Raw genomic sequence first — 17,546 nt, 5'->3', positions numbered from 1 at the left:
GTGTCATATTTTTGCATTGTAGCGGCCAAGGGCCTGTCATAAGCTCTCTGATCAAGAAGCACGGACAAGCGCTCGATATACCTGGCCTGAAAGGGAAGACATGGCGAATTCAAACGGCGGCGACAGCAAGAACACGCTTTACTGTTCCTTCTGCGGCAAAAGCCAGCACGAGGTACGCAAGCTGATTGCCGGACCGACCGTATTCATCTGCGACGAATGCGTTGAGCTCTGCATGGATATCATCCGTGAAGAGACCAAGAGCGCCGGGCTGAAATCCTCCGAAGGGGTGCCGACCCCGCAGGACATCTGCAACGTGCTGGACGACTACGTGATCGGTCAGGCGATGGCGAAACGGGTTCTGTCGGTGGCGGTGCACAACCACTACAAGCGGCTGAACCACGCGCAGAAATCCGGCGATATCGAACTGGCCAAGTCGAACATCCTGCTGATCGGCCCGACCGGCTGCGGCAAGACGCTGCTGGCGCAGACGCTGGCGCGCATCCTCGATGTGCCCTTCACCATGGCCGACGCCACCACGCTGACCGAAGCCGGTTACGTGGGCGAAGACGTGGAAAACATCATCCTGAAGCTGCTGCAGTCGTCGGAATACAACGTCGAACGCGCGCAGCGCGGCATCGTCTATATCGACGAGGTCGACAAGATCACCCGCAAGTCGGAAAACCCCTCGATCACCCGCGACGTGTCGGGCGAGGGCGTGCAGCAGGCGCTGCTGAAGCTGATGGAAGGCACCGTCGCCTCGGTGCCGCCGCAGGGCGGCCGCAAGCATCCGCAGCAGGAGTTCCTGCAGGTGGACACCACCAATATCCTGTTCATCTGCGGCGGCGCCTTCGCCGGACTGGACCGGATCATCGCGCAGCGCGGCAAGGGCTCGGCGATGGGCTTCGGCGCCGATGTGCGTGACGTGGACGAACGCGGCGTCGGCGAGATCTTCAAGGATCTCGAACCCGAGGACCTGCTGAAATTCGGCCTGATCCCGGAATTCGTCGGCCGTCTGCCGGTCATCGCGACGCTGGAAGACCTGGACGAGGACGCGCTGGTCACCATCCTGACCGAACCGAAGAACGCCCTGGTCAAGCAGTACCAGCGCCTGTTCGAACTGGAAGAAAGCCAGCTGACCTTCACCGAGGACGCGCTGCACGCGATCGCCAAGCGCGCGATCCAGCGCAAGACCGGCGCGCGCGGTCTGCGCTCGATCCTCGAGGACATCCTGCTCGACACCATGTTCGAACTGCCGGGCATGGACAATGTCGAGGAAGTCGTGGTGAACGAAGAGGCGGTGACCTCGGACGCCAAGCCGCTGATGATCTACGCGGACGCCAAGAAGGAAGAGGCCAGCGCCAGCTAAATGCGCTGGTTCTTTCGGCAACTGGCATTCAATGTCCTTAAAATGCTCGCGATCTTCGCGGGCATTTATTTTTTGACCATATGGGGCTGGAACGGCTTGAAAGCACGTTACAACGCCAGGGCGGACGATCCTGCCTATGCAGTGGCCTTTTTCGAGGAACTGGTGCCCATTCGCAGCGTCCTCGCCAGCCGGGGATACCATCCAATTGGCCCGGATTGGCCCGGTTGGGATTGCACCTATTCAGTTGTGGAATTGCACGATGGCGCGCCGGACCTTCCGCCCACGCGGCGTCTGGATCCCGACGGGATGACGACCAACCTGCGCTATCGCTTCGGTGGCGACTGGAAGGAAACGCCTGAGCCAGAGCTCGATGACAACACGAGAATGGCGCTGAGCTTTTGTTCCCAATATTTTGACGATGCGACCAACGCTCGGCTGTCCCGCGCCTTGGCCGAACCGGGCAGCTGGTATCAGCGCGGATCGGTGGTGGACGAAATACTCTACATCTACTCATTGCCTCAGAACATCGCCGCGCGTATTCGTTTCGGCGACTAAGTTCAAAGAGGTAATGAAATGACCATCAAACGCATTCATTCGGGCGGCGAATTCGAAGCCAAGATCGGCTATTGCCGCGCCGTCGTGGCCGGCGGTTTCGTCCATGTGGCGGGCACCGTGGGACAGGGCGACACCGTCGAGGAACAGTGCCGTTCGGCGCTCGACACCATCGGCAAGGCGCTGGAACAGGCGGGGACTTCTTTCGCCAATGCGGTGCGGGTGAACTACTACCTGCCCGACGCTGCCGAATTCGAACCCTGCTGGCCGGTGCTGGCCGAGGTGTTCGGCGACAATCCCCCGGCAGCGACGATGATCCAATGCGGGCTGATCGATCCGAAATTCCGCATCGAGATCGAACTGACCGCGCTGGCCGGCTGAGCCGATTCTGGAATGGTCTCTGAAATGGAGGCCGAACCGACGCGCAAGCCGGGCTGGCGACAGTCCGCGGACGGACGCTAGCCCGGCTTCCACGCGACGCCGGGTCGATCCGGTTCCGAAACGGTCAACCTACTGGACCTCGCTCCCGAATTACGCCATACCAGCCATAGGAAATTGCGGAGAGACTCATGGGCCTTCTGAACACCCTTCTGCGCGCCGTCACCTGGTGGGACGGGCAGACGCTCAACACTCAGCTCTACACCGCCCGCAAGGGCGTGAAAGTGGGCGAGGATGAACAGGGCAACGTGTTCTACCAGTCCCGTGACGGCAAGCGCCGCTGGGTCATCTATAACGGCGAAATCGAAGCCAGCCGGGTCAGCCCCGATTGGCATGGCTGGCTGCACCACACCTTCAAGGAAGCGCCGACCGATCGCCCGATGGTCCACAAGACCTGGGAAAAACCGCATCTGGAAAACCTGACCGGGACCGCGCAGGCCTATGCGCCCGCCGGATCGATCCGCCGCGCCGAACCTTCCGCGCGCAGCGATTACGAGGCCTGGTCGCCGGAATAAGGCCGTACCGATGTCCGAAAACAAAACCGAAGTGGTCGTTGGGGGCGCGGTTCTGGCCGTTGCCATCGGCTTCGTCATCTATGCCGGTCAGGTGACCGGCTTCACCGAACGCAGCACAGGCTATCCGTTGAGCGCCTCCTTCCGGTCGCTCGAAGGGGTGACCGTGGGCACCGATGTGCGGCTGGCCGGGGTCAAGATCGGCACCGTCACGGGGATCGAACTGAACCCGCAGACCTTCCGCGCCGACACCACGTTCAGCGTCAGGAACGGCATCGACATCCCCGATGACAGCGCCGTCGCGGTCTCCTCCGAAGGGCTGCTGGGCGGCAATTTCGTGGAAATCGTGCCCGGCGGGTCGCCGTTCAACTTCGGCCCCGGCGATGAAATCGAAGATACCCAAGGGTCGGTGTCGCTGGTGTCGCTGCTGATGAAATTCGTCTCCAGCTCCGGCAGCTCGTCGGACAGCGCGCAATGATCCGCATCCTGTCGCTGCTGGCGCTGCTGGCCGCCGCGCCCGCCATGGCCGAAGAGGTTAGCGAAGGCCGCGGCGCGATGTTGCGCGGGCTGGACAAGGTCAGCGGCGAAACCACCGATATCGAGCTGCAGAACGGCGCCTCGGCCGAGTATGGTCGCCTGTCGGTTGAACTGCGCGAATGCCGCTTCCCGGTGGGCAACCCGGCGGGCGACGCCTATGCCTTCCTGACGATCCGCGAACAGGACCGCGACGGGGTGCTGTTCCAGGGCTGGATGATGGCCTCCTCCCCGGCGCTGAACGCGCTGGATCACGCGCGCTATGACGTCTGGGTGCTGCGCTGTATCACCTCCGAGGGTGAATGAGGCAGCTCCGGCGCGGTGAAATCCGCGTGGCCCTGCAATGCTTCGTGCAACAGCCGGTGATATTCGGCGCGGGGAATTTCGATCGCCCCCAGTGACGCCAGATGCGAGGTAATGAACTGGGTGTCGAACAGGGTGAACCCGGCCAGGTTCAGCCGGTCCACCAAATAGGCCAGGGCGATCTTCGACGCGTCGGTGCGGCGCGAAAACATGCTTTCGCCGAAAAACGCCCGCCCCAGCGTGACGCCATAGACGCCGCCGACCAGCTCGCCCTCCATCCAGACTTCCAGCGAATGGGCGTGGCCCAGATCGTGCAGTTGGACATAAAGGTCATGGATCACGCCGCTGATCCAGGTCTCGTCGCGGTCGGCGCAGCCGCGCAGCACGCCTTCGAAATCGGCATTGACCGATACGCCGAAACCGCCGCGCCGCATCCGCTTTGCAAGGGATCGCGAAATGTGGAACCTGTCCAGCGGGAAGATGCCGCGCAGGCGGGGATCGACCCAGAAAATCTCGGGATCGTCGCGGCCTTCGGACATCGGGAAAACGCCGGACGCATAGGCGCTCAGCAAAAGCTCGGGGGTCAGAAAGGGTTCGCGGTCATCCTTCACGGGATTTGCGCCTTCTGTCCGGAACGAAAAACGGCGGGCACATCCTGCGCCCGCCGCGAGGGCCTTAGCCCATGTTGGTTTCCAGCCATTTTTCAAGCCAGTGGATGTTGTAGTTGCCGGAATGGATGTCTTCTTCCTGCAGCAGCGCGTGGAACAACGGCAGCGTGGTGTCGATGCCGTCCACGATCAATTCGCCCAGGGCCCGGTTCAGCCGGCTCAGCGCCTCGGCCCGGTCGCGGCCATGCACGATCAGCTTGCCGATCAGGCTGTCGTAATAGGGCGGGATCGAATAGCCGTCATACAGCGCCGAATCCATCCGCACGCCAAGCCCGCCGGGGGCGTGGAACGCGGTGATCTTGCCCGGGCAGGGCGAGAAATTCGGCAACTTCTCGGCGTTGATCCGCACTTCGATCGAATGGCCGTTGATTTCCAGGTCGTCCTGGGTGAACGACATCGGCAGCCCTTCGGCCACGCGGATCTGTTCGCGCACCAGGTCGACGCCGAAAATGCTTTCGGTGACCGGGTGTTCCACCTGCAGGCGGGTGTTCATTTCGATGAAATAGAACTCGCCGTTCTCATACAGGAACTCGATCGTACCGGCGCCGATATAGTTGATCTTGGCGACCGCATCGGCGCAGATCTTGCCGATCCGGGCGCGTTCCTCGGGGGTGATGCAGGGGCCGGGGGCTTCTTCGAACACCTTCTGGTGACGGCGCTGCAGCGAACAGTCGCGTTCGGCCAGATGCACCGCGTTGCCCTTGCCGTCGCCGAAGACCTGGATCTCGATATGGCGCGGCGTGGTCAGGTATTTCTCGATATAGACCTCGTCATTGCCGAAGGCGGCCTTGCCCTCGGCCCGCGCGGTCATGAAGGCGCTTTCCATGTCCGCTGCGGTCTGCGCCACTTTCATGCCGCGCCCGCCGCCACCTGCGGTGGCCTTGATGATCACCGGATAGCCGATTTCCTCGCCGATCCGCTTGGCGTCTTCCAGCGTGGGAACGCCGCCGTCGGAACCGGGCACGCAGGGCACGCCCAGGTCCTTCATCGTGTCCTTGGCGGTGATCTTGTCGCCCATGACGCGGATATGCTCGGCGGTCGGGCCGATGAAGGTCAGGCCGTGATCTTCGATCACCTGCACGAAATTGGCGTTTTCCGACAGGAAGCCATAGCCGGGATGGATCGCCTGCGCGCCGGTGATTTCACAGGCCGCGATGATCGCCGGGATCGACAGGTAGCTTTGCGCGCCCGCGGGCGGGCCGATGCAGACCGCTTCGTCGGCCATGCGCACATGCATCGCGTCGGAATCGGCGGTGGAATGCACCGCCACCGATTGGATGCCCATTTCACGGCAGGCCCGGATCACGCGCAGCGCGATCTCGCCCCGGTTGGCAATGAGGATTTTCTCGAACATCGCCTGCGCCTTATTCGATGATGACCAGCGGCGCGCCGAATTCGACCGCGGCGCCGTCTTCGACCAGGATACGCTTCACGGTCCCAGCCTTGGGGGCGGGGATGTGGTTCATGGTCTTCATCGCCTCGATGATCAGCAGGGTGTCGCCTTCGCTGACCTGGCTGCCGACCTTGATGAAGCTCGGCGCGCCCGGTTCGGGCTGCAGGTAGGCGGTGCCGACCATCGGCGAGGTCACGGCGCCGGGATGGCTGGCGGGGTCCTCGGCAGCGGCGGGGGCTTCGGCTGCGGCCGGGGCGGCCACCGGGGCCGGGGCTGCGGCGGGGGCTGCTGCCGCGACCGGCGCGGCCACCTGGGTCACCACCTGGGTGGCGCGGCTGACGCGCACGTTCAGGCTGTCGTTGTCGCCATATTCGCGCATGACCTCAAGCTCGGTCAGATCGTTTTCCTGCAAAAGTTCTGCCAGAGCCTGGATGAAGGCCACGTCGGAATCATGGTTTTTCTTTGTCATATTGTCCTCGACCGGTTTCGGTTGGCCCGCGCGTCGGCGGGGCCTGTTCCCCAATTTGCCGCCTTATAGGCGATCCTTGACGGAGCGGAAAGCGCCCTTCTGCACGGGAAAATGGGGGTTTTTGCACAAAATTACGAGGGGAAAATGTTCAAAATGTCGCAATGAGAGGAATCACAGCGGCATGCCGGACAGTTTCGCCACCAGTTCCGCCAGCTTGCGGGCCTGGAATTTCTCCAGCAGCCGGGCGCGATAGACCTCGACCGTGCGGTAGGACAGGCTCAATTCCAGGCCGATTTCCTTGCTGGTCATGCCGCGGCAGGTCAGGATCGCCACCTCGCGTTCGCGCTGCGTCAGGGCCACGATGGGGCGTTCGTCCGACAGGTCGGAAAACGACCAGATGCCGCGCCGGAACGGATCGTCGGGGGTCAGCGACTGGCCCCGCACCCGGCACCAGAACAATTCGCCCGAGCGGCGCTTCATGATCCGTTCGTCGCCATAGCGCCCGGTTTCACGCATCGCCGCCAGCCCGCGCGCGCCGATGGCTTCGTAATCTTCCGCGCTGGCATAGAAATCGGCCAGCGGCACGTCGGTGAAGTCTGCGGCGGGGGCCCCGAAGATTTCGGCGAAATGCCGGTTGCAGCCGCGAATGATGCGGTTTTCCAGAACGCACAGCCCGATGGGCGCGTATTCGAAACCAAGGTCGGAAATTTCCATGCGCCACATATGCCGCGAAACCGGTATGCGGGGCAACTGTGTTTGGCTGAAAGGGACATGGCCCGGCCCGGAACAAGGCCGCAGGCCGTGCTCGCGTATTTCTACCAATTGAACCGCTATCGGGCTGGTGGTTTCCTGCTACAGTCAAATAAGGGAGGAAGACATGGTTTGCATCGCAGGGTGGGGCCACACGAAATTCGGCCGTCTGAGCGACCAGTCGCTTGAGGATCTGATCATCGAGGCCGGGCGTCAGGCGCTTGCCGATGCCGGCATCGCGGGCGCGGATGTCGACGGCATGTGGCTGGGCCACTTCAACGCCGGGATGGTGGATGACGGTTTCGCTTCGTCGCTGATGATGGGGATCGATCCGGGGCTGCGGTACAAACCGGCGACGCGGCTGGAAAATGCCTGCGCCTCGGGATCGGCGGCGGTCCATGCGGCGCGTCAGGCGATCCTGGCAGGCGAGTGCAAGGTGGCGCTGGTGGTCGGCGTGGAAAAGATGACCCACCTGTCCGGCGCCGACGTGACCGCCGCTCTGGGGCGTGCGTCTTACCAGAAGGAAGAGGCGGGCACCTCCTTCCCCGGCATCTTTGCGCAATTCGCCCAGGCCTATTTCAAGGAATTCGGCGATCATTCCCTGGCGCTGGCAAAAATCGCCGCTAAGAACCACGGCAATTCGGTGCACAACCCGCTGGCGCAGCTGCAAAAGCCGCTGGACCTGGAATTCTGCGCCACGGAAAGCGACCGCAACCCGATGATCGCCGCACCCTTGAAGAAAACCGACTGTTCACTGGTATCCGACGGTGCGGCGGCGGTGGTTCTGGTGGCCGACGATCTGCTGGGCGATGTGCGAAAGGCGGTGCGCTTCCGCTCGGTCGCGCATGTCAGTGACATGCTGCCGATGTCGGCGCGCAAGCTGACCGATTTCGAAGGCCCGGCAAGGGCGATGGCGCTGGCCTATCAGCGCGCGGGCGTCACCGTGAACGATATCGACGTGGCCGAGGTGCATGACTGTTTCACCATCGCCGAGCTGATGATCTACGAAGCGATGGGCCTCGCGCCCAAGGGGCAGGGGGCCAGCGTGCTGGAAGACGGCACCGTTTATGCCGGTGGGCGCCTGCCGGTGAACCTGTCCGGCGGGCTGAAGGCCAAGGGCCATCCCGTTGGTGCCACCGGCGTGTCGATGCATGCGCTGATCGCCCGGCAAGTGACTGGGCAGGCCGACGCGATGCAGCATCCCGGCGCGGAGCTGGGGCTGGTCTTCAACATGGGCGGATCGGGCGTGGCGTCGCACGTGTCGATCCTCGAGGTGGTGAAATGAATATCGCATCCTGGCTTGAACGCAGCGCGCAGATCCATCCGGATCGACCCGCCCTCTATCTGGGCCGCGATTGCGTCGCCGATTATGCCACCTTCCACGAAAAGGCGCTGCAGGTTGCGGGCTGGCTGACCGCTCAGGGGTTGGCACCGGGCGACCGGGTGGCGATCTTCATGAAGAACTGTCCCGATTTCCTGATCGTGCAATATGGCGCCTGGTATGCCGGGGCCGCGGTGGTGCCGATCAATTCGAAACTGCACGGGCGCGAAGCGGCCTGGATCATCGACAATTCGGGAACGAAGATCAGCTTCACCTCGCCGGGCCTGACCGAGGCGTTGCGCGATGCCGATGCGGCGGGCGATATCGTCGACGTGACCTCTGACGCTTACGCGGGCATCCTGCAAGGCGATCCCGCCGCCGCGCCGATCGCGCGCAACCCCGCCGATCTGGCCTGGCTGTTCTACACCTCGGGCACCACTGGGCGGCCCAAGGGGGTGATCATCACCCACCGGATGCTGACCACCGTGTCGCTGAGCTATTTCGCCGATGTCGATCAGGTCAGCGGCGACGATGCCATCCTTTACGCCGCGCCAATGAGCCACGGCGCGGGGCTTTACAACATGGTGCATGTGCGGATGGGCGCGCGCCATGTCTGCCCGCCCTCGGGCGGCTTCGACGAGGCCGAGATTTTCGATCTCGCGCGCCATTTCGGCAATGTGCAGATGTTCGCCGCCCCCACCATGGTCAAGCGGATGACCCAGATCGCCAAGGCCAATGACGAAACGGGTGAGGGGCTGCGCACCATCGTCTATGCCGGCGGGCCGATGTACCTGGCCGATATCGCCGAGGCGGTGGATCATTTCGGCCCCATCTTCGTGCAGATCTACGGCCAGGGCGAGGCGCCGATGGGCATCACCGCCCTGTCGCGCCACGACGTTGCCGACCGGACCCACCTGCGCTGGCAGGAGCGGCTGAAGTCGGTCGGCCGGGCGCAATCGGCGGTCGAGGTGCGGATCGGAGATTCTGACGGCAACGAACTGCCCTGGGGGCAGGCGGGCGAAATCATGGTGCGGTCGGATATCGTGATGCCCGGTTACTGGCAGAATCCCGAAGCGACCGAAAAGACCATCCAGGGCGGCTGGCTGATGACCGGCGATGTCGGCTTCATGGACGAAGACGGCTACGTCACCATGCAGGACCGCTCCAAGGACCTGATCATTTCGGGCGGCACCAACATCTATCCCCGCGAGGTGGAAGAGGCTTTGCTGACCCACCCGTCGGTGGCCGAGGTCAGCGTGGTGGGCCGCCCCAACGAAGAATGGGGCGAAGACGTGGTGGCCTTCGTGGTGATGGCCCCGGGCGCGGCGCTGGACGAAGCGGCGCTCGACGCGCATTGTCTGGATCAGATCGCGCGGTTCAAGCGGCCCAAGGCGTATTTCGCGGTGCCTGAGCTGCCCAAGAACAATTACGGCAAGGTTCTGAAAACCGAGCTGCGCAAACGACTGGAGGAGATGTGATGACGGATCTGAACGGCAAAACCGCCCTGATCACGGGATCGGTACAGGGGATTGGCCTGGCCATCGCCGAAAGCCTGGCCGAGGCGGGGGCGCGGATCGCGGTGCACGGCATCGCGGGCGACGCGCAGGTGCACGAGGTCTGCGAACATCTGCGCGCCAAGGGATCGCCGCAGGCGGAATTTTTCCGCGGCGACCTGCGTCACCCCGATCAGATCGACGACATGATGGACGCGGTCGAGGCCTGGGGCGGCGCCGACATCCTGGTCAATAATGCAGGCATCCAGCACACAGCGCCGCTGGCCGAGATGCCGCGCGACAAGTGGGACGCGATCCTGCAGATCAACCTCAGCTCGGCCTTTGCCACAATGCAAAAGGCGCTGCCGAAAATGGCCGAACGCGGCTATGGCCGGGTGATCAACATCGCCAGCGTGCACGGGCTGGTCGCCAGCAAGGAAAAGGCGCCCTATGTGGCGGCCAAGTTCGGGCTGGTGGGGCTGAGCCGGGTGGCGGCGCTGGAATATGCCGCGCAAGGCCGCAGGGACGCGGGCGGGGTGACGGTGAACTGCATCTGCCCCGGCTGGACCGAAACCGCCATCCTTGGCCCGCAGATCGACGCCCGCGCGGCGGCCTTTGGCGGTGACCGCGATGCCGGGATCGCCGATCTGGTGTCGGAAAAGCAGCCCTCGCAGCGGATGTCGGACCCGTCGGAAATCGGTGCCTTGGCGCTGTGGCTCTGTGCCCCGATCGCCCATAACGTGACCGGCACCGCGATCCCCGTCGACGGCGGTTGGACCGCGCAGTAACGGAACGCTCTGGCGCCGCCTATGAAGGGCGGCGCCGGAATTCTTCGCGGAAATGTATATACATTGTCTGTGCTTTTGCTGTAGGGTCCCCGAAACTTTCCGGGATGGATGAGGACAGGCAGAGATGACAGAGGTTTCCGACGTGAAGGGCGTGGGCCCGGCGATCACCGCGCAGCTGGGCGAGTTGGGGATTCGCACCGCGGCGGATTTGGCCAAGGCCGACCCGGCCGACTTGATCACCATCCCGCGCGTCGGTCCGGCGCGCGCGCTGATGCTGGTGGCCGCCGCCCGCGAAGTGGCCGGGGTCTTGGCGGAAATCGCGCCCGAGGCCGCGCCCGCGCCGGAACCTGCCGCCGAACCTGCGCCTGAACCCATAGTGGAGGCCGCCGCAGAGGTCGCAAAGGCGCCGAAGAAAGCCAAGACAGCGAAGACGGCGGACAAGCCCAAGAAGGACAAGGCCCCCAAGAAGGACGGCAAGAAAAAAGCGGCCAAGGCCGCCTCCGATAAAAAAGCCGACAAGAAAAAGGCCGAGAAAAAGAAGCCGAAGGCGGAAAAATCCAAGAAGGCCGGCAAGAAACCGGCCAAGGACAAGCCGAAGAAAACCGGCAAGGCGGGCAAGAAGAAAAAATGACCGCCCCCTGACGGAGGCGGCCCTTTCAGCTCAGTACGCTAAGCCTTAGTAGCAGGGGCGCACAACATAGGTGCCGTCGCCTCTGGAATAGGCGCATTCGTTGGTCGAGTTGTTGACCGCGACCTGGGTGCCCACGGCCGCGCCGGCCAGGGCGGCAATGATGGTCCAGTTGCGGTTGGCATCCAGCATGTCTGCGGTAACGATGCCCAGGGCCGCGCCGGTCAGGCCGCCCACAACCATGCTTTCGTCGCGGGTCATGCCGTAGCAGCCGGGCAGGGCCAGCAGCGACGCGGCCAGGCCGCCAAGGATCAGATGTCTCATGAAATTCCCCTTTCGCGAATGGTGGAATAATGCAGTTGATGCATACAACCTTAACCGCATAATTTCCGCCCCATCTTGATCTTGCGCAAACGCGCAAAGAAAAAGACCGGCCCGAAAAAGGCCGGTCTTCGCATGTGAAAGGGGGGAGGAATTAACCCTTGTTCATGCGGTTTTCGATCAGGTCGTCGACCACCGAAGGATCGGCCAGGGTCGAGGTGTCGCCCAGCGAGCCGTAGTCGTTTTCGGCGATCTTGCGCAGGATGCGGCGCATGATCTTGCCCGAGCGGGTCTTCGGCAGGCCCGGGGCCCACTGGATCAGGTCGGGGCTGGCGATCGGGCCGATTTCGGTCCGCACCCAGGTCCGCAGCTCTTTGTAAAGCTCGTCCGAAGGGTCGACGTCGTTCATCAGGGTGACATAGCAATAGATGCCCTGGCCCTTGACCGCGTGCGGGTAACCGACCACGGCGGCCTCGGCCACCTTGGGATGCGCCACCAGCGCGCTTTCGACCTCAGCCGTGCCCATCCGGTGGCCCGACACGTTGATCACGTCATCGACGCGGCCGGTGATCCAGTAGTCGCCGTCGGCATCGCGGCGGCAACCGTCGCCGGCGAAGTAGTAGCCCTTGTAATCGGCGAAATAGGTCTTTTCGAACCGTTCGTGATCGCCCCAGACGGTGCGCATCTGGCCCGGCCAGCTGTCGGCGATGCACAGCACGCCCTCGACCCCGTTGCCGTCGATTTCCTGGCCCGTGTGCGGGTCCAGGACCACCGGCTTGACGCCGAAGAACGGTTTCATCGCGGCGCCCGGCTTGGTGTCATGTGCGCCCGGCAGCGGCGTCATCATGTGACCGCCGGTTTCGGTCTGCCACCAGGTGTCGACGATCGGGCAGCGGCCCTTGCCGACATTGTCGTTGTACCAGGCCCAGGCTTCGGGGTTGATCGGTTCGCCCACGGTGCCCAGCAGTTTCAGGTCGCTCAGGTCGTAGCGGTTCACCCATTCGACGCCCTGGCCCATCAGCGCGCGGATCGCGGTGGGGGCGGTGTAGAACTGGTTCACCTTGTGCTTTTCGCAGACCGCCCAGAACCGGCCCGCATCGGGGTAGGTCGGCACGCCTTCGAACATCAGCGTGGTGGCGCCATTGGCCAGCGGGCCATAGACGATATAGCTGTGCCCGGTGACCCAGCCCACATCGGCGGTACACCAGTAGATGTCGCCGTCGTGGTAATCGAAGGTGATTTCATGCGTCATCGCGGCATAGACGAGGTAGCCGCCGGTGGTGTGCACCACGCCCTTGGGCTGGCCGGTCGACCCGGAGGTGTAGAGGATGAACAGCGGATCTTCGGCGTCCATTTCCACCGGCTTGGAATAATCGTCCGCTTCCATTGCCAGTTCGTTGTAGTCGTAATCGCGGCCGTCGATCCAGGTAGTCTGATCGCCGGTGCGCTTGACCACCAGGCACTTCACCGTGTCCTTGCAATGCAGCAGGGCGGCGTCGGCATTGGCCTTCAGCGGGGTCTTGCGGCCGCCGCGCGGGGCGTGGTCGGCGGTGATCAGAAGCTTGGCGTCGCAGCCGTTGATGCGCGCCGCCAGGGCGTCGGGCGAAAAGCCCGCGAAGACGATCGAATGGATCGCGCCGATCCGGGCGCAGGCCAGCATCGCGTAAGCCGCCTCGGGGACCATCGGCAGGTAGATCACCACCCGGTCGCCCTTGCGCACGCCCAGGTCTTCCAGGATGTTGGCCATCCGGCAGGTGCGGCGGTGCAGTTCGGCATAGGTGATGTGCTGCGCTTCATCCTCGGGATCGTCGGGTTCCCAGATGATCGCGGTCTGGTCGCCGCGGGTTTCCAGGTGACGGTCGATGCAGTTGGCGCTGACGTTCAGCGTGCCGTCCTCGTACCACTTGATGTCGATATTGCCCGGCGCGAAGGACGTGTCTTTCACCTTGGTGAAGGGCTTGATCCAGTCCAGACGCTGACCCTGTTCCCGCCAGAACCCTTCGGGGTCCGAAATCGACGCCTTGTAAAGCTCTTCGTATTTCGCGGCATCGACATGCGCCGTGGATTTGAATTCCTGCGGCACGGGATAGATGTTTTCGGTCATCGGAGGGCCTCCCTCAATTCAATCTTAGTTCAATGGCCTGCCCTCCTCCGGGCAGGCCCGATCCGGCCAAGGTCAGATGGCCAGGTATTCTTCGCGAAGTTCCTTGTTTTGCAGAACTTCGGCGGCCGACCCGTCAAATACGACGGTGCCGGTGTCGAGAATGACCGAACGGTCGGCGAGTTCAAGGGCCCGCACGGCGTTCTGTTCCACAATCACCGTTGTGATCCCCTGTTCCTTGATCTTGCGCAAAGTGCGCTCGATCTCGTCGACGATCACCGGGGCCAGGCCCTCATAGGGTTCATCCAGCAGCAGTACCTTGATGTCGCGCGCCAGCGCCCGGGCGATGGCCAGCATCTGCTGTTCGCCGCCCGACAGGGTGACGCCTTCCTGCAGGCGGCGTTCGCCGAGCCGCGGGAACAGTTCGTACAGCCGGTCGATCGACCAGCCGATCGGCGGGGCGATCTGCGCCAGCTTGAGGTTTTCCTCAACCGTCAGGCCGGGGATGATGCGGCGGTCTTCGGGGACCAGCGCGATCCCGGCCTGGGCGGCCTTGTAGGAATTCATCAGGTGCAGCGGCTGGTGATCCAGCCAGACCTCGCCATGGGTGATCGCCGGGTCGTCCAGCCGCGCGATGGCGCGCAGGGTGGATGTCTTGCCCGCCCCGTTGCGGCCCAGCAGGGCCAGGATTTCACCCTCGTGCACGTTGAAATCGACGCCCTGCACGATGTAGCTCTCGCCGTAATAGGCGTGAATGTCCCAGACCGACAGGAAGGCCGGGGCGGTTTCGGCAAGGTTGTGACCCTTCGAGAAATCAGGTTTGACGTTCATGGTCTCAACTCCTTACGCGGTTTCGCCCAGATAGGCTTCCCGCACCTTGGGATTGCCCTTGATGTTTTCCGGATCGTCCTCGACCAGCGGCGTGCCCTGGGCCAGAACGGTGATCCGGTTCGCCAGCGAAAACACCACGTGCATGTCGTGTTCGATGATCGCGATGGTGATGTCGCGTTCGTCGCTGATCTGTTTCAGCAGGTCGATCGTGTTGTTGGTGTCGGCCCGCGCCATCCCGGCGGTGGGTTCGTCCAGCAGCAACAGTTTCGGTTCCTGCGCCAGGCACATGCCGATTTCCAGCCGCCGCTTGTCGCCGCGCGACATCGAGGCCGAATGCATGCCGCGCTTGTCGGCCATGTTCATTTCTTCCAGCATGTGTTCGGCCGCTTCCACGACGTCCTTTTCGGCCATCATGTTTTCGATCGCATGCATCCGGAAGGCCCCGTCGCGCTTGGCGAAGATCGGGATCATCATGTTTTCCATCACCGTCAGGTCGCCGAAGATCTCGGGTGTCTGGAACACCCGGGAAATGCCCATCTGGTTGATTTCATGCGGCTTGCGCCCCAGCACGCTTTGGCCGTCGAACATCACCGACCCGGTATCGGGGATCAGCTTGCCCACCAGGCAGTTCAGCAGGGTGGATTTGCCCGCCCCGTTGGGGCCGATGATGGCGTGAACGGAATTTTCCTTCACGCTGAGGTTCACATTGCCAAGCGCCTGCAGACCGCCGAAGCGCTTGTTGACGCCTTTGACTTCAAGAATACCCATTCTTCGCGTCTCCTTATTCTGCAGCTTCGGTTTTGGCGGCATCGGCGCCACCGGTTTTCTTCTTGCCGCGGAACATGCGCGCGATGCGCTGTCCGCCCTCGACCAGGCCACCGGGCAGGAAGGTCACCACCAGCATGAAGATGATGCCCAGCGTCAGGTGCCAGCCCTTGCCCACGAAGGGGTGGATGATGGTCACGATGAAATCCTCGATCCCGTCGGGCAGGAAGCTGAACCAGCCATGCAGAACGTTGTCGTTGATCTTCGAGAAGATGTTCTCGAAATACTTGATCAGGCCTGCGCCCAGAACCGGGCCGATCAGGGTGCCGACACCGCCGAGGATGGTCATCAGAACCACCTCGCCCGATGCGGTCCACTGCATCCGCTCGGCGCCAGCCAGCGGGTCCATCGAGGCCAGCAACCCACCGGCCAGACCGGCATACATGCCTGAGATGACGAAGGCCGCCAGCGTGTAGGGGCGCGGGTTCAGGCCGGTATAGCTGACCCGCTGCTGGTTCGACTTGATCGCGCGCAGCATCATGCCGAAGGGCGACCGGAAGATGCGGATCGCCAGATAGAAGGCCAGGATCATGAACACGGCGCAGACATAGTAGCCGACCGAGAAGGTGAAGCTCCACGGGCCCACCGCCATGTCGACCGCTTCGCGCATTTCCAGCCCGAACAGACTGGTCACCGGCAGCGACCCGGTGGTGCTGGCGCCGTCCAGGATGCGCGGATCGTCCAGGCTCAGCTGCAGGCCGGTTTCCCCGTTGGTGATCGGGGTCAGCACCGAATAGGCCAGGGCGAAGGACATCTGCGCGAAGGCCAGGGTCAGGATCGAGAAGTAGATCCCCGAGCGGCGCAGCGACACGTAACCGATCACCAGCGCGAACAGGCCCGCGATGATCACCGACAGGATGATCGCCGGGATGATGTTCATCGACAAGAGCTTGAACATCCACACCGCGGAATAGGACCCGACACCCAGGAAGGCCGCGTGGCCGAAGGACAGGTATCCGGTCAGGCCGAACAGGATGTTGAAGCCGATGGCGAAGATGCCGAAGATCACGAAACGCTGCATCAGGTCCGGATACCCGGCATTGAACTGCGCCAGCCCGCTATCGGTGGGGAAGGGGTTCAGGATGAAGGGCGCCAGCATGGTCAGCACGGCGACGGCGAGCAGCAGAGCGCTGTCTTTTTTGTTGAGTCCAAACATTGTCTCTTACTCCATCACGCCTTTTTTACCCAGCAGACCGCGCGGACGGGTCAGCAGGATGATGATGGCGACAAGGTAGATGATGATCTGGTTGATGCCGGGAATGGTGGTGGTCGCCCAGGTGGTCGAGGCGAAGCTTTCCAGAATGCCCAGCAGGAACCCTGCGGCGACGGCGCCCGGCAGCGATCCCATGCCGCCGACAACCACGACGACGAAGGACAGCACCAGGAAATCCATCCCCATATGGTAATTCGGCGCGTTGATCGGCCCGTACATCACCCCGGCCAAACCTGCCACCGCGGCGGCCATGCCGAACATGATGGTGAAGCGGCGGTCGATATTGATGCCCAGCAGGCCCACGGTTTCGCGGTCCGCCATGCCGGCGCGCACGACCATGCCGAAAGTGGTGAATTGCAGGAAGGCGAAGACGCCGCCGATGATCAGCGCGGCAAAGCAGAAATAGACGATCCGCCAGACCGGATAGACGATGCCGCCGGCCAGGGTGGCGACGCCCGACAGCATTTCGGGGGCAGGGGTCTGGATCGGGTTGGCGCCGTAGAAGGCCTTGATCACTTCCTGCAGCACGATGGCAAGCCCGAAGGTCACCAGGATCTGGTCGGCATGTTCGCGCTTGTAGAAATGCTTGATCAGCCCGCGTTCCATCACGAAACCGATCAGCACCATGACCGGGATGCAGAACAGCACCGACAGCGGCACCGACCAGTCGATGATCGCCGAGCCGAAATCATGGCCGAACCAGTTTTCGACATAGGGCGTTTTCACCTTCAGCGGATTGCCGAGAAAGTCGGTCTTGGTCGGATCGACGGTTTCGACCGACAGGGTCAGCACCCGTTGCACGAAGACGGCGCAGAAGGCGCCGATCATGAACAGCGCGCCATGGGCGAAGTTCACGACGCCCAATGTGCCGAAAATAAGCGTAAGCCCGAGCGCGATCAGCGCATAGGCCGAGCCCTTGTCGAGCCCGTTCAGGATTTGCAGGATGATTGCGTCCATTGTCCCCACCTTGGAAATTTATCGGCTGCCGGCCAGCAGGCCGCACGGGTGTGCCCCGATGCATTGGCCGAAACGGCCGTGCG

At 63.1% G+C, this 17,546-nt stretch carries 20 protein-coding genes; 10 read left to right on the top strand and 10 right to left on the bottom strand.

Annotated features, from left to right (window positions below; genetic code table 11):
* The first annotated feature begins 100 nt into the window (after nucleotides 1-100).
* The 6 genes from clpX to GR167_RS05125 all read left to right on the top strand — a co-directional run bounded on the left by clpX (nucleotide 101) and on the right by GR167_RS05125 (nucleotide 3,708).
* On the top strand, nucleotides 101-1,366 hold the full coding sequence (clpX, locus tag GR167_RS05150) for an ATP-dependent Clp protease ATP-binding subunit ClpX (protein ID WP_160972357.1): 1,266 nt from the start codon (nucleotides 101-103) through the stop codon (nucleotides 1,364-1,366).
* Nucleotides 1,367-1,921, top strand: coding sequence for a hypothetical protein (locus GR167_RS05145; RefSeq protein WP_160972356.1), 555 nt, complete (start codon nucleotides 1,367-1,369; stop codon nucleotides 1,919-1,921). It abuts the gene before it with no gap.
* 18 nt (nucleotides 1,922-1,939) lie between these two features.
* Nucleotides 1,940-2,299, top strand: coding sequence for a RidA family protein (locus tag GR167_RS05140; RefSeq protein WP_160972355.1), 360 nt, complete (start codon nucleotides 1,940-1,942; stop codon nucleotides 2,297-2,299).
* A gap of 188 nt (nucleotides 2,300-2,487) precedes the next feature.
* Entirely contained in the window at nucleotides 2,488-2,871 is a 384-nt protein-coding gene (locus GR167_RS05135) for an NADH:ubiquinone oxidoreductase subunit NDUFA12 (protein ID WP_160972354.1), read from the top strand.
* 10 nt (nucleotides 2,872-2,881) lie between these two features.
* Nucleotides 2,882-3,346, top strand: coding sequence for an outer membrane lipid asymmetry maintenance protein MlaD (gene mlaD / locus GR167_RS05130; RefSeq protein ID WP_160972353.1), 465 nt, complete (start codon nucleotides 2,882-2,884; stop codon nucleotides 3,344-3,346).
* Nucleotides 3,343-3,708, top strand: coding sequence for a DUF2155 domain-containing protein (locus GR167_RS05125; protein ID WP_212769830.1), 366 nt, complete (start codon nucleotides 3,343-3,345; stop codon nucleotides 3,706-3,708). Before mlaD ends, GR167_RS05125 begins: the two co-directional genes overlap by 4 nt.
* On the opposite strand, the gene aat is transcribed toward GR167_RS05125, so the two are convergent.
* From aat to GR167_RS05105, 4 genes are all read right to left on the bottom strand, one after another.
* Nucleotides 3,663-4,316: a leucyl/phenylalanyl-tRNA--protein transferase gene (aat, locus tag GR167_RS05120; protein WP_370741246.1), complete on the bottom strand. Its 654-nt coding sequence runs from the start codon at nucleotides 4,314-4,316 to the stop codon at nucleotides 3,663-3,665. The genes GR167_RS05125 and aat overlap by 46 nt on opposite strands.
* A 64-nt stretch (nucleotides 4,317-4,380) precedes the next feature.
* Nucleotides 4,381-5,727 carry an acetyl-CoA carboxylase biotin carboxylase subunit gene (gene accC / locus GR167_RS05115; RefSeq protein WP_160972352.1) on the bottom strand — a complete coding sequence of 449 codons (1,347 nt, stop codon included), beginning with the start codon at nucleotides 5,725-5,727 and terminating at the stop codon, nucleotides 4,381-4,383.
* Nucleotides 5,728-5,737: 10 nt separating this feature from the next.
* A complete protein-coding gene (gene accB, locus GR167_RS05110) occupies nucleotides 5,738-6,235 on the bottom strand; it encodes an acetyl-CoA carboxylase biotin carboxyl carrier protein (RefSeq protein WP_160972351.1) in 498 nt (165 codons plus the stop codon).
* Between the two features lie 171 nt (nucleotides 6,236-6,406).
* On the bottom strand, nucleotides 6,407-6,943 hold the full coding sequence (locus GR167_RS05105; RefSeq protein ID WP_160972652.1) for a LuxR C-terminal-related transcriptional regulator: 537 nt from the start codon (nucleotides 6,941-6,943) through the stop codon (nucleotides 6,407-6,409).
* 169 nt (nucleotides 6,944-7,112) lie between these two features.
* On the opposite strand from GR167_RS05105, the gene GR167_RS05100 reads away from it, so the two are divergent.
* The 4 genes from GR167_RS05100 (at nucleotide 7,113) to GR167_RS05085 (ending at nucleotide 11,218) form a co-directional block, all read left to right on the top strand.
* Entirely contained in the window at nucleotides 7,113-8,270 is a 1,158-nt protein-coding gene (locus tag GR167_RS05100; RefSeq protein WP_160972350.1) for an acetyl-CoA acetyltransferase, read from the top strand.
* Nucleotides 8,267-9,784, top strand: a complete 1,518-nt coding sequence (locus GR167_RS05095) for a class I adenylate-forming enzyme family protein (RefSeq protein ID WP_160972349.1) — start codon at nucleotides 8,267-8,269, stop codon at nucleotides 9,782-9,784. The genes GR167_RS05100 and GR167_RS05095 overlap by 4 nt, the downstream gene beginning before the upstream one ends.
* Nucleotides 9,784-10,587: a 3-hydroxybutyrate dehydrogenase gene (locus tag GR167_RS05090; RefSeq protein ID WP_160972348.1), complete on the top strand. Its 804-nt coding sequence runs from the start codon at nucleotides 9,784-9,786 to the stop codon at nucleotides 10,585-10,587. Before GR167_RS05095 ends, GR167_RS05090 begins: the two co-directional genes overlap by 1 nt.
* Before the next feature lie 124 nt (nucleotides 10,588-10,711).
* Complete coding sequence (locus GR167_RS05085) at nucleotides 10,712-11,218, top strand: helix-hairpin-helix domain-containing protein (protein ID WP_160972347.1); 507 nt, start codon at nucleotides 10,712-10,714, stop codon at nucleotides 11,216-11,218.
* Nucleotides 11,219-11,263: 45 nt separating this feature from the next.
* Here the strand turns inward: GR167_RS05085 and GR167_RS05080 are convergent, their stop codons facing one another.
* From GR167_RS05080 to GR167_RS05055, 6 genes are all read right to left on the bottom strand, one after another.
* The gene (locus GR167_RS05080; protein ID WP_160972346.1) at nucleotides 11,264-11,539 is read right to left on the bottom strand and encodes a glucose-6-phosphate isomerase; all 276 of its coding nucleotides are present in this window, start codon (nucleotides 11,537-11,539) and stop codon (nucleotides 11,264-11,266) included.
* 151 nt (nucleotides 11,540-11,690) lie between these two features.
* Nucleotides 11,691-13,640, bottom strand: coding sequence for an acetate--CoA ligase (acs, locus tag GR167_RS05075; RefSeq protein WP_160972345.1), 1,950 nt, complete (start codon nucleotides 13,638-13,640; stop codon nucleotides 11,691-11,693).
* A 72-nt stretch (nucleotides 13,641-13,712) separates the two neighbouring features.
* Nucleotides 13,713-14,468 carry an ABC transporter ATP-binding protein gene (locus tag GR167_RS05070; RefSeq protein WP_160972344.1) on the bottom strand — a complete coding sequence of 252 codons (756 nt, stop codon included), beginning with the start codon at nucleotides 14,466-14,468 and terminating at the stop codon, nucleotides 13,713-13,715.
* Nucleotides 14,469-14,480: 12 nt separating this feature from the next.
* Nucleotides 14,481-15,236: an ABC transporter ATP-binding protein gene (locus tag GR167_RS05065; RefSeq protein ID WP_160972343.1), complete on the bottom strand. Its 756-nt coding sequence runs from the start codon at nucleotides 15,234-15,236 to the stop codon at nucleotides 14,481-14,483.
* Between the two features lie 13 nt (nucleotides 15,237-15,249).
* Nucleotides 15,250-16,449 carry a branched-chain amino acid ABC transporter permease gene (locus GR167_RS05060; protein ID WP_160972342.1) on the bottom strand — a complete coding sequence of 400 codons (1,200 nt, stop codon included), beginning with the start codon at nucleotides 16,447-16,449 and terminating at the stop codon, nucleotides 15,250-15,252.
* A gap of 6 nt (nucleotides 16,450-16,455) precedes the next feature.
* A complete protein-coding gene (locus GR167_RS05055; RefSeq protein WP_160972341.1) occupies nucleotides 16,456-17,463 on the bottom strand; it encodes a branched-chain amino acid ABC transporter permease in 1,008 nt (335 codons plus the stop codon).
* Between the last annotated feature and the right edge of the window lie 83 nt (nucleotides 17,464-17,546).

Origin of the sequence: Thalassovita mangrovi (assembly GCF_009857745.1) — a bacterium.
Classification (GTDB): domain Bacteria; phylum Pseudomonadota; class Alphaproteobacteria; order Rhodobacterales; family Rhodobacteraceae; genus Thalassobius; species Thalassobius mangrovi.
Note: the sequence above shows the minus strand (reverse complement) of the source record. Positions and strands in the feature narration are given on the sequence as shown.